Raw genomic sequence first — 23,462 nt, forward strand, 5'->3', positions numbered from 1 at the left:
TTGCTCCCTAGAAATTGTGAAGCAATACATCCAGAATCAGTCAGAGGGTGCTATCCATCCCCACCGTATAGACGGTGAGGAATTCCGCACCTTACGTTAATTTTCACTGGTGGCGGGCCACAATTGATGTCCTCACCCCCGTCCCCTCTCCCTCAGGGAGAGGGGAGTTAGGGAGACGCGTTCGCGACAGCGTTGCGCAGCAATAGTGATGTGACGAGAGGTTTTATTGCTGCTTGAAATAAAGGGGTGCAGCAGGAGTTTCCCTGGGGTGAAGCGAGATCCTGATGGCTAGGTAGTACAAGGGATCCTTTCTATGTGATGCTACAAACAGAGGCAGGCTAGGAGAGGGAACAGACCTTGCGGGTGGGGATCATCGGCACCGGCTACGCGGCTCGCTCACGGGCTGAGGCCTTGCGCAAAGATGGGCAAGTGGAGATTGTGGCTGTTGTCGGTCGATCCCCCGAGCGGAGTGCTACTTTTGCCGCCGAGTTTGGGGCTGTTGCCTATTTCGACTGGTCTTCTCTCTTCCGCGAGCAGCGGCTGGATCTGGTTTTTGTCAGCACCATCAATCGGGATCATGGGGCCATTGCCCGCGCTGCGCTGGAAGCAGGGATCCACACTGTCGTTGAATATCCTCTTGCCCTCAGCCTTGCCGAAGCCCGGTCGCTGGTGCAATTGGCAGCCGAGCGGCGGTTGCTGTTGCACGTGGAGCACATCGAGCTCCTCAGCGGCATCCACCTGTTGCTGAGGCGGGAGCTGGAAGGGCTGGGCAAGTTGTTTGCCGTCCGCTACATCACCCTCACCGCCACCCACCCCGCCCCCGACCGCTGGACCTACCGGCCTGAGCTGTTTGGCTTCCCCCTCATGGGGGCTGTCTCCCGCATTCACCGCTTGGTGGACTTGCTGGGCAAGGTGGAGCGGGTGAGCTGCCAACTGCGCTACGACGGGCCGGATTTGCCCCAGCGCTACAGCAGTTGCTACTGCACAGCCCAACTGAGTTTTGCCAATGGGTTGCTGGCAGTGTTGACCTATGGCAAGGGAGACTCTCTGTGGTGCTCGCAGCGGCTACTGGAGTTCCACGGCCAGCGGGGGGGCCTGCTGATCAACGGCGAAGAGGCGATGCTGTTGCGCGCCGGCAGTGCCCACCCCTTGGAGACGGGATCCCGTCACGGCCTGTTCGAGCAAGACACCCGCATGGTGCTGGATCACCTGCGCCAGGGCAGAGCTCTCTACGTAGACACCGAAAAGATGCTCCATGCCCTCGCCGTGGCCGAGGCCGCCGAGCGATCCGCCCAAACCCAGCAGGTTGTCCATGTTCAAGATGAGATCCCAACTTGAAAGTGCCGGTGCAAGTCTGGTAGAGAGGAAGTCGCCGAGCGCTTCCAGAGATAGGGTCTGGTCTCTCCCCTCTCCCCCTGGGAGAGGGGCTGGGGGTGAGGGAGAAGAGTCGAGAACTTGAGTGGAAGTGCGTTGTCCCAGTCTCAATTGAAATGGCTATGGCTCCCCTCTTCCTCCGCCAAAAGGGTCGGAGGTGAGATAAGTCAGGGATAGAATCTGGCACCACCCAGTTGGCTGGGATTTGAACAGCCCTAGCCGCTCAGCTCCCAAACACGCTGACAATGCGGCGCATGGCTTCTTCTACGTTGGCGCGGCTGTTAAAAGCCGACAGGCGCAGGTAGCCCTCGCCGGCGCTGCCAAAGCCAGAGCCGGGAGTCCCCACCACATGGCAGGTGTGCAGCAGCTTGTCGAAAAACTCCCAACTGCTCAGCCCAGTGGGCGCCTTTACCCAGACGTAGGGAGCGTTGACGCCGCCGTAGGCCTGGATCCCGGCTTTGGCCAACTGCTCGCGGATGATGCGGGCATTCTCCAGGTAAAACTGCACTAAAGCCCGCACCTGGGCCTGCCCTGCCTCAGAATAGACGGCTTCTGCCCCCCGCTGCACGATGTAGGCCACGCCGTTGAACTTGGTGGACTGGCGGCGATACCACAGGCTCCAGAGATCCACCCAGGAGCCATCGGCAGCTTGGCCCCGTAGCGACTTGGGCACCACTGTAAAGGCGCAGCGGGTGCCGGTAAAGCCGGCTGTCTTGGAAAAGGAGCGGAACTCGATGGCGCATTCCCTTGCCCCCGGGATCTCGTAGATGGAGTGGGGGATCCCAGGCTCCGTAATGTAGGCCTCGTAGGCGGCATCAAAGAGGATGAGCGAGTTGTGGGCGCGGGCATAGTCCACCCAGGCCTGCAGATGCTCCCGGGTTGCTACTGCGCCGGTGGGGTTGTTGGGAAAGCAGAGGTAGATGACATCGACTTTTTGCTGGGGCAGGCTGGCGGTGAAGTGGTTTTCCGCCGTCAGCGGCAGATAGACCAGGCCCTCGTACTCACCCCGCTCGTTGGCCGGCCCCGTATGGCCCGCCATCACGTTGGTGTCCACATAGACGGGATAGACGGGATCCGTGATGGCAATGGTGTTGTCGTGACCGAGAATATCCAGGATGTTGCCACAGTCGCACTTGGAGCCGTCGGAGATGAAGATCTCAGAAGCGTCGATGTCGCAGCCGCGAGACTGAAAATCGTGCCGGGCAATGGCTTGGCGCAGCCACTCGTAGCCCTGTTCTGGCCCGTAGCCGCGGAAGGTGGCCCGCTCCCCCATCTCCTCCACGGCCCGGATCATGGCCGTCCGGCAGGCCTCCGGCAGCGGCTCGGTGACATCGCCAATGCCCATCTTGATAATTTGGGCTTCCGGATGGGCGGCAGCAAAGGCCTGTACCCGCCGGGCAATCTCGGGAAAGAGATAGCCAGCCTTGAGCTTGAGGAAGTGGTCGTTGATCCTGGCCATAGGGGTTTGTAGAAGAAGAGGTCATCGGCTTTTCAGTGTAGCTGTTCGCGCTCTAAAGCCTACGGCCCACTCCGTGAACGGGCAGAATCCATAACAGGTTCCGGGCAAAAACTCTGCCTCTGAGTGCTACCCTGGCAAAAGTCCTTGGGAGAGTGAGGATGCAGCAGCAGAAAGGGTGGGCGCTGAGTCTACTGGCAATCTGGGTTTGGCTGAGCTGGGGGATGGGGGTCTGGTCTGCTCCTCTTTGTCAGGATCCCATCTTGCTGCGGCAGATCTTGGCAGCTCTGGGCCGCCCGGACGCGGTGGTGGAGGAGGTGGCTCTTTTTGATTCGGATCAGTGTCTTGTCCAACTGGTATTGGATCGCCAAGGGTTGAGGGGATCCCTCCCTCCCGAAATAGGCCGATTTCGCCGGTTGCGAGCCTTGTCCCTCAGCCTCAACCAACTTTCCGGCCCCATCCCGCCCGAGCTGGGGCAACTGAGCCAGTTGGAAAACCTGTTTCTCGATTACAACGAACTTTCCGGCTCCATCCCACCCGAGCTGGGGCAGTTGCAGAACCTGCGCGGCCTGTTTTTGGATCACAACCAGCTCTCTGGGTCTATTCCCCCCCAACTGGGCCGGCTGATCCGCCTGGAAAACCTCATCCTGCAAAACAACCGCCTCAGCGGCTCCATTCCCGACCAACTGGGCCAGATGAGCTCCCTCAGAGGCCTGTTTTTGGATGGCAATCAACTCTCCGGCCCCCTTCCCCCCCAACTGGGGCAACTGCGCAACCTGGAAAACCTCTACTTGTCGGACAATCGCCTCAGCGGATCCCTGCCCCCCGAGCTGGCACAACTGACCCAGTTACGGGATCTGCGCTTGGCACGCAACCAACTCACGGGAGAACTGCCGACCTTTTTGGCGGAACTGCCCCGGCTGGAGCGGTTGCAGATCGAGGGAAACGCCGGCCTCTGCCTGCCGGCTGCCCTGTCCAAGTGGTTTGCCGGCCTCAACCAAGGGGACCCTCTGCCGGCTCCCATCTGCTCGCGGTAGCTTTCTCGGTTGTCCCTCACCCCCAGCCCCTCTCCCTGAGGGATATCCCTCACCCCCAGCCCCTCTCCCTGAGGGAGAGGGGAGTTAGAGCGGCGCGTTCGCGACAGCGTTGCGGAGCAATAACGACATAACGAATCGTTTCATTGCTATTTGCAATGACTATAACTGTTTGAAATGTCCATAGACTTGACGTCCCGGCTGCCGCGCCATTCTCAAAACACTGCAGATGTTGTCCTGCGGGAGACACTCAAGTTGCCCGCGGGCTATGGGGCTTAGGGCCTGTCATGCTCAAGTGCGGAGCTGATCAGCTTTTCCGGGGTGGAGGGGGAAAGCTGGAGCGACGACCAGGCCACACCTGCTCGGTGGGCCACCACCACACCAACGGCCTCCAGATAGGAAGCTACCGATACACAAGGGATCCCCAACTGGCGGGGGTGCACCTGCATCACGGTGGTGTTTTCCTCGACGGCAATAAACAGCGGCGGGCGGGGACGGCTGGCCAGGTGCAGCAATCCAGGCCCGCCAAAGGCGGTGGCCGGGGCGATGACGCTATCTACCTGCTCTGCCGTCAGGTCGCCCGGCTGGGGAGTTTTGACGAATTGGGGAGCGTAGCTAAGGCCCACCAAAACCGAGGGCAAAAAGGTAAACCCCACCTCTTCGGCGGCAGCGCGGGGGTGAACCGGCTTAGGGTCTGGATCGGGGTAGAAGGCGGGGGCGTGGGCACAAGGGATCCCCAGCTCTCGCACCACCAGGTGGCTGAGGATGGCCTCTGCCCCAGCCAAGGGATCCACCCCCCTCCCCTGCTGGTACTGGCTGAAGTCGAGCTGGTCGGGGAAGCGGGCCACCACGGCAATGGCCTCTGCTCCCAGGCGGATCAGCTCTTGGGCAGTCTCCAACAGAGCATCAGGCTGGGCCAGGGATCCCTGGCTGGCCCCGGAAGGGGAGGAGCAGACGGAAACACCCAGGGGTCGGCCGGTCAAGCGCCAGGGGCCGATGTTAAGCCCTAAGGTGGCCTGGGCAGCCTGCAGCACGTGCAGGTGGCGCTGTTGCAGATCTTCCGGAATGCCGGCATCCAGCACTACCCCGACGCGGTTTTGGCGCACCGGCCTCAAGTTCCACACCCCGGCACAAAATCGATCCAGGCCGTACCCTTCGACGTAGAACACATTCCCCATCGGCCAATACAAACTGGCCCCGTTTAAGACATTGGGGTGAGTGATGACCCGCTCCGCTGCCGCGGCCAAGACGCGGGCAATGGGCAGGGCATCCCCGGCAAAGCCACCTATGCGGGCACCGATGCCGGTGGGGACAAGCAGCAGCGTGGTGTAGGAATGTGGGGACATTGCTTGCGGATCCCGTCCCGCCGATGCGAACGGATTTGATGTGGATTCAGAACGCTTGCAACAAAAGCTGTTGCGCCAGCGCCTCGGCCCGACGCACACAATCTCCCAACGCCACGCCATCCAGGTAGTTGGCGCACACCCACACACCTGGGGTTTGGGACGCCAGGTAAGCTTGCAACTGGGCCATCCGCTGCCGATGGCCAAGCGTGTATTGTGGGATAGCCCGGGGCCACAGGCGCTCTCCCAGGCGGATGGGCTCGACAGGTCGGGTGAGCAGGATCTGGCTCAGCTCTGCGTGCACAATCTGCGCTCGCTCTTCAGGGGAAAGTGCTGCAATGAGCGGGTCGGTGGCCCCGCCGATGAAGCTGAGGAAGCAGTGATAGCCCTGGGGAGACCGCTCTGGGAAAAGGCAGGAGGCCCAGATGGTGCCCAGGGTGCGCAAACCCTGGGAGCGCGGGATCAAATGGCCAAACCCCCGCAACGGCTGCGGCAGAGCCTCTTGGGGATAGGCCAAAGCCACCACCGCCACCGGCGGATAGGGGATCCCGGCCAAGAGCCGGCTGGCTGGGGGGTTGAGCTCCTGCAACAGCGAGGCAGCTTCAGGCGCGGGAAGAGCCAGCACCACCTGCCGGGCAACCACCCAGCGGGATCCCTCGGCGGTCTTAAAGCCCACCCAATAGCCCATCTCATCCCGCTTGAGCTGCACAGCCCGCCAGCCCAGCCGCAGGCTGTCCCCCAGCTTTTGGGCTATCGCTTCCGGCAACTGCTGCAGCCCTTGGCGCAGGTTGCCCAGTTGGCCACGTTGGGGTGGGGGCTGGATGGCCACAGGAGAGGGCTGGGGTCTGTGGCGCAAAGCCTGCAGCGCGCCGGCAAAAAGGCTGCCGTAGCGCTCTTCCAAGCCGGCCACGCGGGGAAAGGCGGCCAAGGCGCTGAGCTGATCCGGATCCCCCGCATACACCCCTGAGGTGAAAGGTTCCACCAAGCGTTCTGCCACCTCGGATCCCAGTTGTCGCCGGAAGAATTGCCGCACCGTTTCCTCGCGCCCTGGCGGCGGCGGGACAAACCCCAACAACCCCTGCAAAGCCCGCAGCTTGCCGCCCACGCTCAACAGCCGCGAGCCAATGGCTGCAGAAGGGCTGAGGGGCACCGGCAGCAGCTCTTTCTCCCAGTAGATGTAGCGGGGCAACTTGGCATCCGCCAGCACCAGTTGCTCGGCCAGGCCCACCTCGGCAATGAGGTTGAGCAGAGGGGGGACGGGGGTAAAGCTGTTGGGGCCTTCTTCCCAGCGGTAGCCGTTTTTGGATTGGGTGGAGATGCAGCCGCCGACACGAGGGCTGGCCTCGGCCAAGAGCACCGGCTGAGCGGAGCGGCCCTGCCGCAGGCGTAGCGCCAGGGTCAGGCCGCTGATGCCCGCCCCAATGACCACCACCTCAGCCCGTTCCCACAAGTGGGTCAGAGGCTCAGTTGAGGGATTGACTGCCGCTTCCAAGCTGTCCATCATCGCGGTTCCTATGGGTTTCCTGAAAGCAATCAACGCAGCACGCGAAACAGGCTGGGGATCGCGGCCACCTGGGGAAGCTGTTGGATCTCGGCCAGCGCCTGCCGACAATCGGCCTCGCGGACGGTGTGGGTGAGGATGACGATCTCCGCCTGCTCCTGGTGGCACTCTTTTTGGGTAATGCTCTCCAGGCTAACCCGGTGGCGGCCAAAGCAGGTGCCGATCGCCCCCATCACCCCCGGCTGATCCTGGGCCAACACCCGCACGTAAAACTCCGACTCCAATTCCGCCAGCGGGAGCAAAGCGGCAGCCCTGCCGAAGAACCCCCATAGAGGATTGGGCAGATAGGCCCCGGTTTGCAGGTGGGCCCGGAGGGTGAGCAAATCCCCAACCACGGCGCTGGCGGTCGGCCCCTGTCCCGCCCCTGGGCCGGCGAGCACCACCTGCCCCAGGGGATCCCCCTGCACCCAGACGGCGTTGTCCACGCCGTGGACGTTGGCCAGCGGGTGGGTAACCGGCAGCAGAGTAGGGTGGACGCGCACATCCAAGGCCGTCTCAGATCCCTGGGCGGCGGCCCTTTGGGCGATGGCCAGGAGCTTGAAGGTGTAGCCCCACTCGCGGGCATAGCGGATGTCGGTGGAGCTGATGTTGCGGATCCCTTCGCAGGGGATGGCTTCCCGCGGCACCGCCACCCCAAAGGCGAGGCCGGCCAGAATGGCGATTTTGTCGGCGGCATCCCACCCTTCCACATCGGCGCTGGGATCCGCTTCCGCGTAGCCGCGGGCCTGGGCCTGGGCCAGCGCCTCGGCAAAGGAGCTGCCCTGCTGGGCCATCTGGCTGAGGATGAAATTGGTGGTGCCGTTGACGATGCCCCAGACCGCCTGGATGCGGCTGGCCCGCAGGGAGTGTTGCAAAGCCTGCACAATGGGGATCCCGCCGCCCACCGCCGCTTCCAGCAGCACCGCCACCCCGGCCTGGGCGGCAGCTTGAAAGATCTCTTCCCCATGGCGGGCAATCACCGCTTTGTTGGCCGTGATCACCGGCTTGCCGTGGTCAATGGCCTTCAGGATCAGGCTGCGGGCCGGCTCCAGGCCCCCCATCAGCTCGATCACCGCATCGATTTCCGGATCCGAGACGATCTGCTCCAGATTGGTGGTCAAGCGCTCAGGTGGGATCCGCACTTGCCGCGGCTTATCCAGGGAGCGCACCCCCACTGCCGCAATCTCGACCGCCTGTAGGAGAGGGTGCTGCGGTTGCTGCAGCATTTGCACAACACCCGTGCCGACCGTGCCCAGCCCCAATAGCCCAACTCGATAGACCACAACCGCTCCTCTTGCCTGCTGCCGACCTTGAACCAGAAAACTCCCCTCACCACTACTACGATAAACGGTGCCGATCACCCAGGAGTCGGAGTCTAGCATCTGTCCCCTATGGCACCCACAAAGTGATAGGGGGGCAAAGGGGGGCTCCAGTCCAGTTGCCAATCAGGGTGCTGCGCCAGCCAGGTTTGGGTAAGCTGGGCCGCCGTTTCCCGTTCGGCAGGGGTGAGCAAAATGTAAAGCCGCAAGCGTTCGCCCGGCTGGGGGTCCCCCTTTTGCACAGGCCAAGTAGAGGGCCAAAGTTGCTGCAGGGCCGCCAGCTCCTGCTCTTGCTGCGCTTGGGCTTGCTGTTGCTGCAAATAGGCTTGCTTGCGGGCCAACAGATAGGCCGTCCCGCTCAGAGATGGCTGCGGCTCCGGCTGGGGCTGAGGCCGAATCCTTCCCTTCAGACAGTACTCGGCCCTTCCCCCAATGGCCGCGAGGACCTGTTCGTACTCTGCCTGCCGCGCCAGCAGATGGGATCCCAGCTTTTCTGCCGAGAGAAAGCAGGTGCCAAAGCGCAGGGGCAGCAGCGGCATCTGGGCAAACAGCCGGCAGAGCACCTGATCGTGGCGCAGGGCAGAACGCACCAGCACCTCATCCGAAGCTTGCAACGCCTCTGGATCCCGCATCGGCTCCACAGCGGCGGCAATTCGGCTCCCCACCGGGGCAAACACCTGTACCGGCTGATGGATCCCCTCGGTTTGCCGGATGAAGGACAAAAGCTGCGGATCCGGCTGCGGGAAGAAGGCATAGGTGTAGAGAGGGCTGACAACGCTCTGCCCCTTGCCCTGCACTTGGGGTTCCGGCTGGGCTGAGAAGGTCATGGGCTGAGGATGAAGGAAGATAGTCTTTCCTTCCCAGTCTACGCAACCTGGATCAGGCTGCAGAGCGTTCACGGTCGGCCCGGAGATAAGGTAAACTAGCTGCGCACCGGTTCTGCACAGGGCTGTGGTGTTTGGGGCCGCAGCAGGGCCCGGGTTTCAGGCGGGCTCTCCACCCCAGTGCTCCCAGCAGGTGAGGCCATGACCAGCCGCCCAGACTTCAAACCCTTTGAAAAGGAAGAGACCGAACGACTGCGGGATCTGCTTCCCGCCTCCTTCCGACCCTTGGTCAGCGTCGTGCCCAACTTCGGGGGTGAAGCCCTGCTGGTCTCCCGCCGCAAGGCCCCTTGGCAGCCTCAGGGCACGATCGCCATCGATTTTCGCCGTTGGCAACAGATCCCACGTCCCCAGCGGGATCTGTTGTTTCTGCGCGAGGTGGGTTGGCTGGGCAATCGCAACTGGCTGCAGCCGGGATTTTACCAGTCGCTGGCTTTGCTGGGAGGCATCACCACTGTGGCGGAGCTCTCTTTGCAGCACCCTTTTTCCGCTCTCTTGGCGGGTGGCATCACAGCCCTCTCGATTCAGCAGATCTGGCAAAACCTGAACCGGGAGAGCGCCCATTTCGATGCCGATGAATTTGCCCTGCGCCGCGCCCAGTTTCGCGGCTACAGCCGCCAAGAGGCGGCTCAACACCTGGCGGATGCTCTGGAACAGGTTCTCAAGTTGGATCCCAGCGATATCCTGACGGCGCTGCGGCTACAACGGCTGAGAACCATTGCCCGCAACCTTGCCCCCTCAGGCGGAAACTCCTGAGACCAGTTGCACTTGAGTGATGGCCACCCGACCGGAGAAGCAGATGTCGGTATCGGCTTGGGGATCGCGGGCGCGATCCGCATAGCGGCCCTGATAGCGAAACCACAATGACTCTACCCCATTGTCTTCTGCCTCCACGGCGTAATCGAGGGGCAGAGGTTGGGTACAGAGGGGACAGTAAACCCGCTCCGGCAGAGGGGATCCAGGTGGCAGGTGGGGCAAGTTGACATTCCAAAACGCTCCGCTGGGCAGGGGTTGTTCCATCAGCTCCGCCAAAATGGCACAGGTCCAGCGCCGCGCCTGTTCCCAGTCGATGGGTTTGCCCCCTGCTCGGTATTGGGAAATGGCGATCCCCGGGATCCCACGCAGCGCCGCTTCCCGCACCGCTGCCACCGTGCCGGACAAGTACACATCCGTTCCCAGGTTTCCCCCCTCGTTAATGCCGGAAAGCACCCAATCTACGGATGGAGCCAGTTTGAATAGGGCCACCCGCACACAGTCGGCAGGGGATCCCTCAACGGCAAAGGTGCGCTCGCCGCGGGCAGAGGCCCGAAACGGTCGTCGCGTCGTCACCTGGTGGCTGCAGCCGGAAAGCTCCTGGTGGGGGGCCACAATCCAACAGTGTTCTTCTGCAACAAGGGAGCCGAGGGCCAGCTTGAGCTGGGCCAGCCCCGCCGCCTCGATGCCGTCATCGTTGGTCAGCAATACCTTCATCCGGATTTCCTCTGCCGGCAACTTCTTGGGTTAATCTAATCGCAAGTCTCCAGCGCAAATCTGGAGATCTGGGGTGCAAAAGCAGCAGGGATCCCGTTCTTCTTTTACCCTATCTTTGGGGGTCAGCCTTCCCCTTGCCGCATCCATCAACCCATCATAAGGAACTGACACCGGAGGACTGCGATGACCACACGGGTAGCCATCAACGGATTTGGTCGCATTGGGCGGGCTTTCTTGCGGGTGCTGCTGTCTCAGCCGGAAAGGACTCCGTCCCCCGACCGGGAGCTGGAGGTGGTAGCCGTCAACGATCTGACCGAGCCGGAAAACCTGGCCTATCTGCTTCAGTTCGACTCGGCCTATGGGCGCCTGCCCCAGACCGTCAGCGCCGTGGATGGCCACTTGCAAATCGGCAGCCACAAAGTCCGGGTTTTGGCAGAACGGGATCCGGCCCAACTGCCTTGGAAGGATCTGGGGGTTGACCTGGTGGTGGAATCCACCGGCTTATTCACCAAACGAGATGGGGCCGCCAAACACCTGGAGGCCGGCGCCAAAAAAGTGATCATCTCTGCTCCCGCCAAAGGCCCCGACCTGACGGTGGTGATGGGGGTCAACGACGACCAGTACGACCCGCAGCGGCACCACATCGTCTCCAACGCCTCCTGTACCACCAACTGTCTGGCGCCGTTGGCTAAGGTCTTGCTGGATCGCTTTGGCATCGAGACAGGCTTTCTCACCACCTGCCACGCCTATACCGCCACCCAGGCCATCGTGGATCGCCCGGATCCCAAGGACTACCGGCGGGGCCGCTCGGCGGCGGTGTCGATTGTGCCTTCCACAACCGGGGCGGCCACGGCAGTTGCCGAGGTTTTGCCTGCCCTGAGAGGAAAGATGGACGGGCTGGCGCTGCGGGTGCCCACCCTGACCGGCTCGATCGTGGACTTTGTGGTGCGCACCGAGCAGCCCATCACCAAAGAAGCAGTCAATCAAGCGTTTGTCGAGGCGGCAGAAGGCCCGATGCGCGGCATCCTGGCCATTGCCCCACCGCAGATCGTATCGGCGGATATCGTTGGGGATCCTCACTCCTCGATTGTGGACTTGGAATCCACCCTGACCCTGGGAGATCGCACGGTGAAGGTGCTCTCCTGGTACGACAACGAGTACGGCTATGCCGCGCGGCTGGTGGACCTGGCCGCCAAAATCGGGGCTGCGCTGTAGGCGGCCATCAGTGGTTTGTTACGTCCATCCCTAACTCCTCAGGTGGGCCGAGCCACAGCAAGAGCACCATCGCCGGAGCGGCTGTCATCGCTGTAATCAAATAGAACAGCGGCCAATTGACCGCAGCCGCCAAATAGCCCGACATGGCCCCGGCCAAGGTTCCTCCCACGGCAAACACGCTGGTGAGCAGAGCGTACTGGGTGGCGCTGAATTGCCGATCGCAGAGGCTCATCAAAAAAGCCAGGAAAGCAGCCGTGCCCATGCCCCCGGCCATGTTGTCGAAAAGGGTTGCCCCCACCAGCAGCGGATAGTTTTGCCCCACCAACCCAATGGCTCCCAGGCCCAAATTGCCGATCCCCTGCAGGGCCGCGAAGATGAACAGACAGCGGTAGGTGCCGGCGCGGCTGACCCACTCTCCCCCCACAAAAGCCCCCACCAAGGTGGCCAACAAGCCTATCCAACTGCGGATGATGCCCAGATCGCTGGTGCTGAACCCCGTCTGCAACAAAAACGTGGGGGTCATTTGCCCCGCCAAGCTATCCGGCAACTTGAAGCAGACCACGAACAGCAGGATCGCCCAGGCCAAGCGGTGCCGCCAAAAAGATTGAAACGGCTCGATAATGGCCGCCCGCAGCGAGGTAGGTTTGAGGGCACTGTTTTCCGGCTCGGGGGCCAAAAATGAGGTAACCACCCCGATCGACATCAGCAGCGCCATGATCCCGTACACCTGCCACCAGGGCAAGTAGTCCGCCAAGATCAAACTCACACCACTGCTGACCAGCAGCGCGATGCGATAGCCAAATACGAAAATGGCTACCCCTGCCCCCATCTCCCGCTCTGCCAAAATGTCGGTGCGGTAGGCGTCCACCGCGATGTCCTGAGAGGCGCTCAAAAAAGCCACCAGGAACCCCACCAGAAAGATCGGGCGGGTGAAAACCGTGATGCCCGGCCAAGTCTGGGCCAGCTCCTCCCAGCCCAAGGTTTCTAGCCAGGTTTGGTTGGGATCTTGAAAACCCAGCAGCCCGATGCTGAGCAGCAACAGCACCTGGGTCAGGGCCATCCACCCCCGCCGCCGACTGCCCCGCAGGGATCCCGGTGCCGGCAACAGAAACCGATCCAGAATAGGCGACCAGAGAAACTTGAACGAGTAGGGCAAATTGAGCAGGTTAAACAAGCCGATGGCAATGGTGGTCAAGCCCGCTTGGGTCAGCCAGGCATTGAGGGTGGAGTTGATCAACAGCAGCGGCAAACCCGACGAAAACCCCAGCAGCAGCAAAGTGCCCATCTTGGGGCTGCCGTAGATACCCAACATCCGCCTCAGGACGCTTGTCTCCACCTCCATCCTGGCCAGCCCTCCCATTTCTTCTCAGGGATCCCTGAATTGCCGGTTACTCTAGCAGGTGCCCTTGCCGGCGGCGATCGCTGCTGCTGGGCAGAAGCTCCCTCCCGTTGCCGTAGCAGGAGGGAGTCCTTCTCGGGAAAACCTACAGGCTACTGCGAATCACAAACGAGTAGTTGCTGCCGGGTTCCAGCAGATAGTCCGATTTTTCCAGAAAACGGCTCAAGGGCTCACAAATCAAAGCCCGCCCCACAGAAGGTTCCACCTTCAGCTCCCCGGCCCGAAAGCACCAGCAGAAGCGCCAAACCCAACCGTTGGCGTTGACTTCCCCTTCGATGGCACCCTCCTGCCAAGAGCGGCGGGTAATCTGCACATGGGCAGTGGTTTGAGGCAGTCGGCTCATCCGGCATCTCCGACGGGATCCCTTGTAGGGTAGCGCGTGACCCTCCCGCTGCCACCAGCAGGTCGAACTTGGGCCATGAGGCATCCGGAGCTCCACGCCATTCAAAGTCTCCCAACTGCCTGCTGTGGGGAAAAGCAGCCAGCAACTAGCGGGCGGCAGTTGCAAGAGCCTTCGAGGATTTTTTCTCCGGCTTCTCAGCCGCAACTTCCGCTAGCAAAGCCCGCAGGCTGGGAAAAAGGAAGTGGTTCTCCTCGACATATTGCGCACCAAATAACCCCTTCTCCGCCCAAAAAAACCGATCAATCGTATGTTCATTGCGCCGTACCAAAATCAGCGCAGGCGGCTGAATAGAATTTTCCTGAATATATCTGCGAGCAGCAGTTACAGACTTCTCCTCACCACTGTCCAAATTAAATTGAGGGATATGATCTAAAATCTTGCGCCCTTCCAGACGACGGCGGCTCTTACGCTTTCTTCTCCTAACCAATGTAAGCCTCCTGTAGAGGGATCACCGAACAACCGCAAAGGGAATATATCAGCACTGCTTAAGAAAATCAATAACTTTTACCCATTTTTGTTATTCTTCTTTACAAGAACAATAAACCATAAACCCGCAACTTCCTTTTGCTCGGCGGGAGGGCAACTCGAACACCAGCCCCAAACTCCCGTGGGGAAGCGTCCTCTGAGTGAAAATCCCCAAAAACTGCCTGCGAAGAGAGCTGACAAGTTGAGTGGTTGCTAGGCTCAATCTTGAAGCGAATCCACTGCCTCTGGCAACTGTAGAGAAAATCAGCTGCCAACGCAGGAGACTCTCATCAAATCTGAGCTCCAGCTTAACATTAGCAGAAACGGTGCTCAACAGAATATATACCTAAACTCAGTTTCAAATCAACCTCTTTTGGGTTGAAGTGCTGAGTCAGTTGCCGACTTTGCCAGTTTGGAACTGCTCGACCGAGAAGAGGAAGGGTCTGCTCTCGGGCAGTGTACTAAGACTGTACAGCTAACTTCTTGTTTCTACAAGAGATCCACAGCAGATCCATATAGCCCTTTCGCGGGTCTGTCCTGAGTGCCCAGCCAAGGGGTGAGAGGTTCTGGTACCGTAGGGATTGGATCCCGATCCAAGTGACCGGCAAAGAAGCTTGATGAGTTTGCTGGGTTTCCAGGACTGCGCTGAAGCGATCAGACGGAACACAGGCATCTTGCTAGCCTAGCTTTAGCTGCACCTCAAAGGCTCGGGTAAACCTCGTCTAGGTCTAGGGAGTTTTGGGCATGATGAAATTCGCATTGCTGGTGGGTCTGGGACTCAGCTTGGGATCCCTGCCGGTTTGGGCACAGGGAGCAACCCCGCTGCCCAGTTCTGCTGCGACTGCTTCTCCGACTGAGGCCCCCACAACTCCCAGCCCTCTGGCATCTCCGACTCTGACCCCAGAGCAAGTCACCGATGCTCAGGTGGAACAATTGGTGCGGATTTTGTTGGAGTTGGATCCCCTGATTCGAGAAGCCAGCGCCCAACTGCGGGAAACCCAGAACGAAGAGGAATATGAGCAAATTATGCAGCGCACGGAAACCCAAGCCAGCCGCATTGTCGAGCAGCAAGGGCTGACGGTGCCGCAATACCGCGAATTGATGACCTTGGCGAACGAAAATCCTGCCCTCAACCAGCGGGTTCGCGTGCGCTTGCAAGAAGTTTTGCAAGAATCCAAGCCGGCCACCCCAACACCTACACCCTAGGCTGAGCCGGCTTGTCTTGGTCAGGCGCAGAGAGAACCAGAGGCAGCCGCAAGGTAAAGCAGGTGCGATTTGCCTCGCTGCTGAGGTGAATGCTTCCTTGCAGCAGGCTCACCTGCTGTAGCACAAGGGCCAGCCCCAGCCCCGTCCCCCCTTGCCGCCAGGGATCTGCGCTGGGCACCCGATAGAACTTCTCAAAGACTCGCTTTTGTTCTTCTGGGGGAATGGTGACGCCGGTGTTGAGGATCTGGATTTCTAGGTGATCGGAATGGTTGGTGACCTGTAGGCTGATCTGGTGCTCGGCAGGGGTAAATTTACAAGCATTGCTCAGCAATTCGGCCAGCACCGACTTGAGCACCTCCGGCAGGGTAGAAATGGCGGGCAGTTCGGGAGGGATCCCAAGGCTGAAGTGCTGATGGCGGCGGTAGGCATCTTGAGCGAAGGGCTCCGCAATTTGGGGCAACCACTTTTGCAACGCCAACCAGCAGGGCTGCTGTGAGCCGTTCGCGTTAGCAGGACGGAGTCCTTTGAGCACCTCCAACCGCTGCAGTTCCAGCAGATCCTCGACCAGTTTGATCTCCCGCTCACATTCGTTGTCCAACACCTGCAAGTACTGAGAGATCTTGGCCGGATCCGGGGATTTGGCAGTGCCCCGGTCAGGCAGCAGGACAGCGCTGAGCAGGCGGATGGCCATTTTCATGTTGGCAAGAGGGGTGCGCAGCTCGTGGGACACCGTGCTGAGGAAATCATCTTTTAGGTGATCCAGCCGCTGCAATTCCTGCACCTGCCGATCCAGTTGGGCAGTGCGGTCTTGTACCTTTTCTTCCAGGGTGCGGTTGAGCTCCTGGATCTGTTGGAACAGTTCCGCCTGCTGAATGGCGATGGAGAGGTGATCGGCCAAGGCCAAGATCAGATCCTGACTGCTGGCTAACCAGCCGGGGCGCGTTGTTTTCAGTTGCAGACACAAGCTGCCCCACAGGGTGAGGTGGGCCGGGCCAAATGCGGGGCTTTCGCCGCCGTAGAGGGGTACCAACAGCCAACTGCCGGGATAGGCTTTGGCCATAGAAGCAATGTAGGCCCAACCTTCAGCCTGGTCGGCTGCTTCCAGCAACACTACCTTCCCTTGCTTCAACTGTTGGGCAATGGGGCTTTCGGCATCGGGAATGAGACAGCCCAAATAGTGATTCGGCTGAGTGGAGTACTCGGAGATGATGCGCCAATGCTGTTGCTGAGGCCGATAGATGCTGATGCTCACCCGATCCGCCTCCAGCAGATGACAAATCTCACGGGTGGCCACAGCGAAGATCTGATCCAACTGCAAAGCAGCGCGAATGGCCCGCACAACCCGGTTCAGAGCTTGCTCGCGGGCCGCCTGTTGGCGCAGGTTTACCAGTGTCTGACGGCCTTTGAGCAGGTAGCGGATGCGCTGACGCATCACGGGCCAGTAAACGGGTTTGGTCACGTAGTCGCTGGCTCCGGCAGCAAAGGCTTTGTCGATGGAATCTTGATCCTCGAGTGAGGTGATCATCAAGCAGGGCAGATCCGCATCCAAAGCCCGTAGTTGGCGGCAACACTCAAACCCGTCTAAGCCGGGCATGAGGGCATCCAGGAGAGCTATCTGGGGTTGAGTTTGAGCAAAAAGCTGCAAGGCTTGCTCACCGTCTTCGGCCTCCGCCACCCAATAGCCCTCATGGCTCAACAAAAGAGCCAAGTACTTTCGTATGAATGGGTCGTCGTCCGCCAACAGTACCGTCGGCGAAACATTTGGCAATGGGCGTTCGGAATTGAGAACAACTGGGGATTGCACAACATTCACTCCACAAAGTTGGCCGCTGGCCTGCGAAGCACTTAGGCTTTTTGCGCACAAACCGATCCCTACCCTGACTTCAGCCTAGTCCATCAAAACCGCCAGGGCAAGCGATCCCTGGGATAGGCCTGTTAAAGAGCTCCAACAGCAGCCCTGGCCGTTCCCCAGTGCTGAGTTGCCGGAGTTACTTGCCATCCAACACCTCTAGGATGGCCTTGGCGGCGCGGGCGAGAACGCCGGGTTCTCCCAGGGCCGCCCGCATCGCGGCATAGTCGGCTTGCAGTTGGGCTTGCTTCCGGGTCAGCAGCTCCAGCGCCAGTTGGGCGATCTGCTCCGGCTGGGCCTGCTCCTGTAACAATTCCGGCACAATGGGGCGCATCAGCACCAAGTTGGGGGGAGACATAAAGGGCACCGACACCTTCAGCCAGTGGCGGGCCAGCCAAAAGGTGAGCGGGTTGAGGCGGTAGATCACCACCTGTGGGATCCCCAAGATGGCCGTCTCCAAGTTCACCGTGCCGGACTTGGCCAGCACCAAGTCAGCCGCTGCCAAAGCAAGGTGATGGGCTTTGTGGGGCGAGAAGAAGGGCAGGGCTTGGGGATCCAAAAGGGTGAGGTTGAGCCCAAGACGGCGGGCAGCCCGGGCAATTGGGGCGGCAAAACGGGGCGAGGCCAAGGGCACCCAAAACTGCGCCTGGGGCAGGTGAGCTTTCAACAACTGAGCTGCCTGGAGCAGAACAGGCAAAACCGAGCGCAGCTCTTGCCGCCGCGAAGCCGGCACCACCACCACCACCGTGGCTTCAGCCGGGATCCCCAACTGGGCTCTGGCTTGAGCACGGCTGGGTACAGCGGCCAGAATATCCAACAGGGGATGGCCCACATACTGCACGTGGGCTCCTGCTGCGGCGTAGTAGCGGGCTTCCTCAGGGAAAATCGCCAACATCAGCCGCATCTGTTGGGCCAGTTGGTAGGTGAGGCGGCTGTTGGGCGACCAGACCCATTCCTGGGGGGCAATGTAGTACACGGCGGGGATCTGCCGCCGCTGCAGCAGAGGGGCAATGCGGCTGTTGACGCCGATGTAGTCCACCAGCACAGCCACATCCGGCGGGTCTTGGGCCAAAAAGCGGCGAATTTTCCACTCTGTCCAGAGGGCAGGGCCGACGAAGGGGAGAGCTTCCAGGATGCCGATGGAGCTGATCTCGGTGGTGCGGTGCAGCAGCCGGGCTCCGGCAGCAGCCATCTCCTCTCCCCCGACCGCTGTGATGCGTAGGTGCGGGCGTTGGCGCAGCAGCTCGCGAATGAGATGGCCGGCCTGCAGATCCCCTGAGACCTCGCCTGTGCACACAAACAGATGGCTCACCTGCGATCCTTAATCACCCAGCTCTGGCAACTCTTCCCCTCTCCCGCGTAGGGCCGGCAGGGGTCCACGCCGTTGGGGTTGGGAAAGGGAATCTTCCAAAAATTGCAGCAGGTGTTGTAAAGATCCCGTCTCATCCACCCATTCTTTGCCCTGCAGGGAACAGATGCAGCACCCCCCCTCGCTGCGGAGGCTGCTGCGCAGGGTTTGCAGCGCTTTTTCTAGGGGCAAACCAGAACGGTATAGCAGCCGATAGGCTTGCCGCAAGGCCGGCAGGGATCCCTCCATCCCTTTGGCTCGCCGCAACCCCACCAAGTTGAGGCCGCGAATGCGGGCCGGATGCCCTTCCACCAACAGGTAAGGCGGCACGTCGCGGTCCACCCGGCTCATTGCCCCCACCATGGCCAGGCGCCCGATGCGGGTGAACTGGTGGATCCCAACCATACCGCCGATGCGGGCTTGCGACTCGATGTGGATGTGGCCGGCCAAGGAAACAGCATTGGTAATCACCACCTGATTTTCGATGACGCAGTTGTGGGCAACATGGGCGTAGGCCATCAGCAGGTTGTTGTCGCCGATCAGGGTGGCCTCCCCCTCATTGGTGGCCCGGTTGATGGTGACGAACTCGCGGATGCGGTTGCCTCTGCCGATCACCACCTGAGAGGGCGCGCCGCTGTACTTCAGATCCTGCGGCTCCGTGCCCAGCACCGCTCCCGGAAAAATCTGGTTGTCCTCGCCAATGTCTGTCCAGCCATCGATCACCACGTGGGCCCCCACCACCGTGTTGGCACCAATGCGCACATGTTCGCCAATAACTGCATAGGGGCCAACCTGAACCGTCTCGTGCAACTCAGCTTTCGGATGGATCACCGCCGTGGGGTGGATGCGTGAGCGGTGCGGCGCACTTGCAGAAACGTTGGGAGTGGATCCCGCTGAAGCCAACGAACTCATGTCCAACCTAGCCAGCAACTGTGGTTACGCTCCCAACCCTGCGAATGATGATTGAGGTTCGGGGGAGATCAGACACTGCCACCTCAACCTTGCGCAGCAACATGTTTACCCGATCTGGACGGGAATGAGCCATCTCCCTATCTCAACACTTTAGCAGGGTCTCCTGGCGACAAGTCGCCGCTGCGCCGTTCGCGCTAGCGGGACGGAGTCCTTTGACAGCCGCGCCCAGAGCCTTCCTCGGCTGGCCGCTGTGATCAATCCACCAAGGAGAACATCAGCTCCCCTTCGGTTACCAGTTGCCCTCCTACCTGAGCGCGGCAAAACATTTTGCCGATGCGTTTTTGCCGGATGGTGAGCAAATCGGCAGAAAGCAGCAGTTGATCCCCCGGCAACACCGGACGGCGAAAGCGAACGCCATCGATGCCGGCAAAGAGGGCCAAGCGCCCGGCCACATCGGGCAACTTGGTCAACACGATCCCCCCCAGCTGCGCCATGGCCTCGACGATGAGAACGCCGGGCATGATCGGTCGGTTGGGGAAATGCCCCTGGAAAAAGGGCTCGTTGAAGGTGACGTTCTTCAGGCCCACCGCCCGTTGCCCAGGTTGGTACTCCACCACGCGATCCACGAGCAAAAAAGGATAGCGGTGGGGCAGGATCTCTAGGATTTGCTCCGTTGTGAAGACGGGGGGAGCGGTTGCCAACTGAGCAGCTGCTTCAGCCGAGAGGAGAGGAGGAGGAGAGACATCAGAAGACATGGTAACCCACAGAACCGGAAGACAAACCTTAAAACCCGCATGGGAGAGCCTTGAAGCAGAAGCAAGGCCGCACAGAGAAATTGCAGCAGGCCCAAGAACTTTTCACCCATCCCAGAAGCCGGGCTCCCTCTCAAAACGAAGAGCGAGATTCCACCCCACCCAGGCAAAGGGGATCCCTTGGTTGCTCTTGAGCTGGCTCCACCTGCAGGGATCCACTCTGGAGCAACTGCTCAGCCAAACGGTGGTGCAGGGCGTGGCCCGCCTTGTAGGCCACAATGTGCCCCTGCAAGCGGCAGCCCAACAAGCTGAGATCTCCTAGTAAATCTATCAGCTTATGGCGCACCGGCTCATCTGGGAAGCGCAACGGCCCCAACCACTCGGTTTGGCTGCAAACGATAGCATTTTCCAGGCTGCCCCCCTGGATCAGCCCCTGTTGGCGGGCCCGCTCTACGTCCTGTTGGCGGGCAAAGGTGCGGGCCGGCGCGATGGACTGGACAAAATCCGCCCTGTTCTCCCGCCAGCTCAGCCACTGTTGGCCAATGGGGCAATCGGCAAAATCGATGCCATAGGTAAAGCGAGTGACGGGGTGGGGCAAGGCGCTGACAAAGGCTTCCCCTGCCCAGACGGTAACCGGCTCCCGGATCACCCCCTGTTGTGCCGGCTGGTCTTGGGCCAGGATCCCGGCCTGGGCGATGGCCTGCACAAAAGGTAAGGCAGAGCCGTCCAAGAGCGGCAGCTCCGGCCCCGCCACTTCGATGCGGCAGTTGTCGATGCCCAAGATGTAGAGGGCGGCCAAGAGGTGCTCCACCGTCTGCACCTGAGCAAATCCCTGCTGCAGCAAGGTGCAGAGAGGGGCAGGAGCCAGGGATCCCAAGCGGGCCGGGATCTCAGGGGATCCCGGTTGATCCACCCGCACAAAGACCCGACCGCTGCCGGCAGGGGCCGGATGCAGGCTACAGCGCACGGGCAGACCGGTGTGCAGGCCCACCCCTTCCAGGGCAATGGAGCTGGCCAAGGTGTGCTGTTGGTCTCTCATAACTGCTCCCCGCTCCTATGGCAGACGCTCTTGGCCCTGGTCGAAAACGCGGTAGTACAGCTCCCGGTAGCCCACCCGCAGGCTGCTGCTGGCATCCGCCAATTTGGCTTTGCGACTACCGTAGCTGCTGAACACCTCGTAGGTATCTCCCTCAAAGAAAAAGGAGGAAACATCAGAAACCTCTTCGCCGCCCAGCAACTGCCAGCGTCCCTCCCGAAACCGCAGCCGGTAGTGGGCCCTGTCCAAGCTGCCGGAGGGGCGGTCGAGGGTGGCGTCGATGCGGCCCTCGTACTCTGGCGACTCGGCTCCTGCCACAGGCCGCACTTCTACCGAGATATCGCGGTAACGGCAGTTAGGACGGCTACACAGGCGGATCGAGCGCATCGCCGAGGCAATTGCTTCCAGCCGTTGTCGCGCTTCTACCAGAGACTGAGAGGATGGAGCCACCTGCGCCGGCTCTGCTGCCGTGGAGAGCAACGAATGGGCAGCCAACGCCGGGGATCCCCAGCAGCATCCCACCAACACCAGACAAATCAAGCTCAGCCAACAGCGGTAGGCGGATCCCATCGGCACAATCTTTATGACAAGATCTAACTCCTCTACTTTAGGGGATCCCTATCTGCGATTCCTTCTGAGCAATGCCGACATCGTCCCACTGGGCTCAAGAGCAATTGGCGCAGGTGCGCATCGTGTTGGTGCAGCCGGCTGGGCCGCGCAACCTCGGCGCCATTGCCCGTGTAATGAAAAACATGGGCCTGCGGCAATGGGTGTTGGTGGATCCCCAATGCGATCCCCTCGATAGGGAAGCGATCACCATGGCCGTGCATGCGGCAGACCTGCTCCATCAAGCCCAGACGGTGCAAACCTTGGCTGAAGCCCTGCAGGGGTGTGTGCAAGTTTTCGGGACAACAGGGCGCAGCCAAGCCTACCCCCCCGAATGGCAAATCCAGTCCCCTCGCCAAGCCTTCCCCGCCTTGCTGGCTGCCGGCCCTGCTGCCCTTGTGTTTGGCCCCGAAGATCGCGGCTTGAGCAACGAGGAGCTGGCCCTCTGCCATCGCCAGATCCAGATCCCCACCGATCCGGTTTACCCGTCTTTAAATCTGGCCCAGGCGGTGGGCATGTGTTGCTACGAGCTGCGCACCCTCATCTGCCAGAACCCTCCCCCCGCCCCTTCTGTGCCCCTCTCCCAAAGGCTCGTTCCCTTCGAGCTGCTGGAAGGCTTTTTTGGACATTTGGAAGCGCTCTTGCTGCAGATCGGCTACCTACACCCCCACACCGCCCGCCGCAAAATGCTCAAATTTCGCGCCCTGTTCCAGCGGGCCGGCTTGACCGTGGCCGAGGTGGCCTTGTTGCGCGGCATCCTACGGCAACTGCAATGGAGCCAGGGTCAGACAAATCCCGTCCCGCCGACGCGGCCAGATTTCACCGGGATCCCACTCGACTGCTAGAGCTTAAGGGCGGCCCGAGGATCGTAGGATTGAACCCGCTGCAGCTTTTCGTAAAGTTCCCGTTCCTCATCAGAGAGACGGGTGGGCAAATGGATCTGCACCACCACGTAAAAATCCCCCCGTTCTCCGTTGCCCTTTGGGAAGCCCCTTTCCGCCAGCCGCAACTTTCGCCCCGGCTGCATGCCAGGCGGGATCCGCAGCTTCACCACTCCATCCAGGGTGGGCACCTCCACCTGGGCACCCAAAACCGCTTCGCTGGGACTGATGGGCAGATCACAGTAAACATCGAATCCCTCCAGGCGATAGAAGGGATGGTCTTTCAGCTCGATCTTGAGGTATAGATCGCCGGCGCCGCCGTTGGGGTTGGGGTGGCCTTGGCCGCGCAGGCGAATCCGCTTCCCTGGCGTAATCCCTGCTGGGATGTTGACCTCGAGCACGCGATCCCCGCCCACCCGCAGGCGGCGCTTACCCCCCTCGAAAGCTTCAGGGATGGTGAGCTGAATGGTGGCCTCAGCATCGTAATTGGCGTTGTCGCTGGATCCGGAAAAGCCGCTGCTGCGGTTTGTGCTTTGGCTGCGCACTCGGCCCAGCAGTTGATCGATAAAATCTTGAAAATCGTCAAATTGGCTGAAATCGACACCCCCCCCACCAAATCCAAAGTCTTCGTTGAAGGGGGCATCGGCAAAAGGGCTGCCGTAGGGCTGGCTATAGGTCTCCCGCCGGGAACGGAACCCACCCTGCTGATAATATTGGCCAAATTGGTCGTATTGCCTGCGTTTGCCGGGATCCGAGAGAACTTCGTAGGCTTCGTTGATCTCCTTAAACTTCTCTTCGGCGGCTTTGTTGTTCGGGTTAACATCCGGGTGATATTTCCGGGCCAAGCGCCGATAGGCCTGCTTGATCTCGTCGGCGGTGGCCGTCTTGCTGACCCCCAGAATCTTGTAGTAGTCCTTGAAGTTTTGCATGGAGGCGTCCGCAGGCAAATTGCTGAGAATGGGCAAAAAACCAA

The 23,462-nt window shown here is 60.8% G+C and carries 22 protein-coding genes; 6 read left to right on the plus strand and 16 right to left on the minus strand.

The features are described from left to right. Positions 1–363: 363 nt before the first annotated feature. A complete protein-coding gene (locus NW851_RS12135; RefSeq protein WP_414338870.1) occupies positions 364–1,338 on the plus strand; it encodes a Gfo/Idh/MocA family protein in 975 nt (324 codons plus the stop codon). Positions 1,339–1,597: 259 nt separating this feature from the next. On the opposite strand, the gene NW851_RS12140 is transcribed toward NW851_RS12135, so the two are convergent. Next, positions 1,598–2,833, minus strand: a complete 1,236-nt coding sequence (locus NW851_RS12140) for an LL-diaminopimelate aminotransferase (protein WP_414338832.1) — start codon at positions 2,831–2,833, stop codon at positions 1,598–1,600. 158 nt (positions 2,834–2,991) lie between these two features. Between NW851_RS12140 and NW851_RS12145 the strand changes: the two genes are divergently transcribed. Continuing rightward, positions 2,992–3,867 (plus strand): leucine-rich repeat domain-containing protein, encoded by an 876-nt coding sequence (locus NW851_RS12145; protein WP_414336084.1) that lies wholly within the window; start codon positions 2,992–2,994, stop codon positions 3,865–3,867. A 272-nt stretch (positions 3,868–4,139) separates the two neighbouring features. Here NW851_RS12145 and NW851_RS12150 read toward each other — a convergent pair whose 3' ends face one another. The 4 genes from NW851_RS12150 to NW851_RS12165 all read right to left on the minus strand — a co-directional run bounded on the left by NW851_RS12150 (position 4,140) and on the right by NW851_RS12165 (position 8,893). Next, a complete protein-coding gene (locus NW851_RS12150; protein WP_414334796.1) occupies positions 4,140–5,210 on the minus strand; it encodes a DUF3326 domain-containing protein in 1,071 nt (356 codons plus the stop codon). Positions 5,211–5,256: 46 nt separating this feature from the next. After that, positions 5,257–6,711, minus strand: coding sequence for a protoporphyrinogen oxidase (gene hemG / locus NW851_RS12155; protein WP_414338837.1), 1,455 nt, complete (start codon positions 6,709–6,711; stop codon positions 5,257–5,259). Positions 6,712–6,740: 29 nt separating this feature from the next. Then, positions 6,741–8,030, minus strand: a complete 1,290-nt coding sequence (locus tag NW851_RS12160; RefSeq protein ID WP_414334813.1) for a homoserine dehydrogenase — start codon at positions 8,028–8,030, stop codon at positions 6,741–6,743. A gap of 92 nt (positions 8,031–8,122) precedes the next feature. Then, entirely contained in the window at positions 8,123–8,893 is a 771-nt protein-coding gene (locus tag NW851_RS12165; RefSeq protein WP_414334798.1) for a GvpL/GvpF family gas vesicle protein, read from the minus strand. A 198-nt stretch (positions 8,894–9,091) separates the two neighbouring features. Between NW851_RS12165 and NW851_RS12170 the strand changes: the two genes are divergently transcribed. Continuing rightward, the gene (locus NW851_RS12170) at positions 9,092–9,703 is read left to right on the plus strand and encodes a DUF3318 domain-containing protein (protein ID WP_414334799.1); all 612 of its coding nucleotides are present in this window, start codon (positions 9,092–9,094) and stop codon (positions 9,701–9,703) included. On the opposite strand, the gene surE is transcribed toward NW851_RS12170, so the two are convergent. After that, complete coding sequence (surE, locus tag NW851_RS12175; protein WP_414334800.1) at positions 9,686–10,417, minus strand: 5'/3'-nucleotidase SurE; 732 nt, start codon at positions 10,415–10,417, stop codon at positions 9,686–9,688. The two genes, NW851_RS12170 and surE, sit on opposite strands and share 18 nt — an antisense overlap. Before the next feature lie 183 nt (positions 10,418–10,600). On the opposite strand from surE, the gene gap reads away from it, so the two are divergent. Further along, complete coding sequence (gene gap, locus NW851_RS12180; protein ID WP_414334801.1) at positions 10,601–11,632, plus strand: type I glyceraldehyde-3-phosphate dehydrogenase; 1,032 nt, start codon at positions 10,601–10,603, stop codon at positions 11,630–11,632. A gap of 7 nt (positions 11,633–11,639) precedes the next feature. Here the strand turns inward: gap and NW851_RS12185 are convergent, their stop codons facing one another. The 3 genes from NW851_RS12185 to NW851_RS12195 form a co-directional block, all read right to left on the minus strand. Next, entirely contained in the window at positions 11,640–12,974 is a 1,335-nt protein-coding gene (locus NW851_RS12185) for an AmpG family muropeptide MFS transporter (RefSeq protein ID WP_414338842.1), read from the minus strand. 142 nt (positions 12,975–13,116) lie between these two features. Next, positions 13,117–13,374 (minus strand): DUF3146 family protein, encoded by a 258-nt coding sequence (locus tag NW851_RS12190; RefSeq protein ID WP_414334803.1) that lies wholly within the window; start codon positions 13,372–13,374, stop codon positions 13,117–13,119. A gap of 145 nt (positions 13,375–13,519) precedes the next feature. Next, the gene (locus NW851_RS12195; protein WP_414334804.1) at positions 13,520–13,861 is read right to left on the minus strand and encodes a DUF3155 domain-containing protein; all 342 of its coding nucleotides are present in this window, start codon (positions 13,859–13,861) and stop codon (positions 13,520–13,522) included. A gap of 782 nt (positions 13,862–14,643) precedes the next feature. Between NW851_RS12195 and NW851_RS12200 the strand changes: the two genes are divergently transcribed. Continuing rightward, the gene (locus NW851_RS12200; RefSeq protein ID WP_414338846.1) at positions 14,644–15,105 is read left to right on the plus strand and encodes a DUF4168 domain-containing protein; all 462 of its coding nucleotides are present in this window, start codon (positions 14,644–14,646) and stop codon (positions 15,103–15,105) included. Here the strand turns inward: NW851_RS12200 and NW851_RS12205 are convergent. The 6 genes from NW851_RS12205 to NW851_RS12230 all read right to left on the minus strand — a co-directional run bounded on the left by NW851_RS12205 (position 15,095) and on the right by NW851_RS12230 (position 21,572). Then, on the minus strand, positions 15,095–16,918 hold the full coding sequence (locus NW851_RS12205) for a response regulator (RefSeq protein WP_414338849.1): 1,824 nt from the start codon (positions 16,916–16,918) through the stop codon (positions 15,095–15,097). The two genes, NW851_RS12200 and NW851_RS12205, sit on opposite strands and share 11 nt — an antisense overlap. Positions 16,919–17,093: 175 nt before the next feature. Continuing rightward, positions 17,094–18,266 carry a lipid-A-disaccharide synthase gene (gene lpxB, locus NW851_RS12210; protein ID WP_414338852.1) on the minus strand — a complete coding sequence of 391 codons (1,173 nt, stop codon included), beginning with the start codon at positions 18,264–18,266 and terminating at the stop codon, positions 17,094–17,096. Positions 18,267–18,275: 9 nt separating this feature from the next. Continuing rightward, complete coding sequence (gene lpxA, locus NW851_RS12215) at positions 18,276–19,214, minus strand: acyl-ACP--UDP-N-acetylglucosamine O-acyltransferase (RefSeq protein ID WP_414334808.1); 939 nt, start codon at positions 19,212–19,214, stop codon at positions 18,276–18,278. A 254-nt stretch (positions 19,215–19,468) separates the two neighbouring features. Then, positions 19,469–19,969 (minus strand): 3-hydroxyacyl-ACP dehydratase FabZ, encoded by a 501-nt coding sequence (fabZ, locus tag NW851_RS12220; RefSeq protein ID WP_414334809.1) that lies wholly within the window; start codon positions 19,967–19,969, stop codon positions 19,469–19,471. A 130-nt stretch (positions 19,970–20,099) separates the two neighbouring features. Then, positions 20,100–21,005, minus strand: a complete 906-nt coding sequence (gene lpxC / locus NW851_RS12225; protein WP_414334810.1) for a UDP-3-O-acyl-N-acetylglucosamine deacetylase — start codon at positions 21,003–21,005, stop codon at positions 20,100–20,102. A 15-nt stretch (positions 21,006–21,020) separates the two neighbouring features. Further along, positions 21,021–21,572 (minus strand): hypothetical protein, encoded by a 552-nt coding sequence (locus NW851_RS12230; RefSeq protein ID WP_414338856.1) that lies wholly within the window; start codon positions 21,570–21,572, stop codon positions 21,021–21,023. 71 nt (positions 21,573–21,643) lie between these two features. Here NW851_RS12230 and NW851_RS12235 point away from each other — a divergent pair, with 71 nt between their 5' ends. Further along, positions 21,644–22,453: an RNA methyltransferase gene (locus NW851_RS12235; protein ID WP_414338859.1), complete on the plus strand. Its 810-nt coding sequence runs from the start codon at positions 21,644–21,646 to the stop codon at positions 22,451–22,453. On the opposite strand, the gene NW851_RS12240 is transcribed toward NW851_RS12235, so the two are convergent. After that, positions 22,450–23,418 (minus strand): DnaJ C-terminal domain-containing protein, encoded by a 969-nt coding sequence (locus NW851_RS12240; protein WP_414335691.1) that lies wholly within the window; start codon positions 23,416–23,418, stop codon positions 22,450–22,452. The genes NW851_RS12235 and NW851_RS12240 overlap by 4 nt on opposite strands. Positions 23,419–23,462: the final 44 nt, after the last annotated feature.

Origin of the sequence: Synechococcus sp. H55.7 (assembly GCF_047462395.1) — a bacterium.
In the GTDB taxonomy this organism is placed as follows: Bacteria; Cyanobacteriota; Cyanobacteriia; order Thermostichales; family Thermostichaceae; genus Thermostichus.

Coding starts and splice junctions, on each gene's coding strand:
- surE (WP_414334800.1), bottom strand. CDS start 10,417: ATGAAGGTATTGCTGACCAACGATGACGGCATCGAGGCGGCGGGGCTG.
- NW851_RS12140 (WP_414338832.1), bottom strand. CDS start 2,833: ATGGCCAGGATCAACGACCACTTCCTCAAGCTCAAGGCTGGCTATCTC.
- NW851_RS12165 (WP_414334798.1), bottom strand. CDS start 8,893: ATGACCTTCTCAGCCCAGCCGGAACCCCAAGTGCAGGGCAAGGGGCAG.
- NW851_RS12240 (WP_414335691.1), bottom strand. CDS start 23,418: ATGCAAAACTTCAAGGACTACTACAAGATTCTGGGGGTCAGCAAGACG.
- NW851_RS12235 (WP_414338859.1), top strand. CDS start 21,644: ATGCCGACATCGTCCCACTGGGCTCAAGAGCAATTGGCGCAGGTGCGC.
- NW851_RS12200 (WP_414338846.1), top strand. CDS start 14,644: ATGATGAAATTCGCATTGCTGGTGGGTCTGGGACTCAGCTTGGGATCC.
- NW851_RS12185 (WP_414338842.1), bottom strand. CDS start 12,974: ATGGAGGTGGAGACAAGCGTCCTGAGGCGGATGTTGGGTATCTACGGC.
- NW851_RS12190 (WP_414334803.1), bottom strand. CDS start 13,374: ATGAGCCGACTGCCTCAAACCACTGCCCATGTGCAGATTACCCGCCGC.
- lpxA (WP_414334808.1), bottom strand. CDS start 19,214: ATGAGTTCGTTGGCTTCAGCGGGATCCACTCCCAACGTTTCTGCAAGT.
- fabZ (WP_414334809.1), bottom strand. CDS start 19,969: ATGTCTTCTGATGTCTCTCCTCCTCCTCTCCTCTCGGCTGAAGCAGCT.
- NW851_RS12230 (WP_414338856.1), bottom strand. CDS start 21,572: ATGGGATCCGCCTACCGCTGTTGGCTGAGCTTGATTTGTCTGGTGTTG.
- gap (WP_414334801.1), top strand. CDS start 10,601: ATGACCACACGGGTAGCCATCAACGGATTTGGTCGCATTGGGCGGGCT.
- NW851_RS12170 (WP_414334799.1), top strand. CDS start 9,092: ATGACCAGCCGCCCAGACTTCAAACCCTTTGAAAAGGAAGAGACCGAA.
- NW851_RS12145 (WP_414336084.1), top strand. CDS start 2,992: ATGCAGCAGCAGAAAGGGTGGGCGCTGAGTCTACTGGCAATCTGGGTT.
- NW851_RS12150 (WP_414334796.1), bottom strand. CDS start 5,210: ATGTCCCCACATTCCTACACCACGCTGCTGCTTGTCCCCACCGGCATC.
- hemG (WP_414338837.1), bottom strand. CDS start 6,711: ATGATGGACAGCTTGGAAGCGGCAGTCAATCCCTCAACTGAGCCTCTG.
- lpxC (WP_414334810.1), bottom strand. CDS start 21,005: ATGAGAGACCAACAGCACACCTTGGCCAGCTCCATTGCCCTGGAAGGG.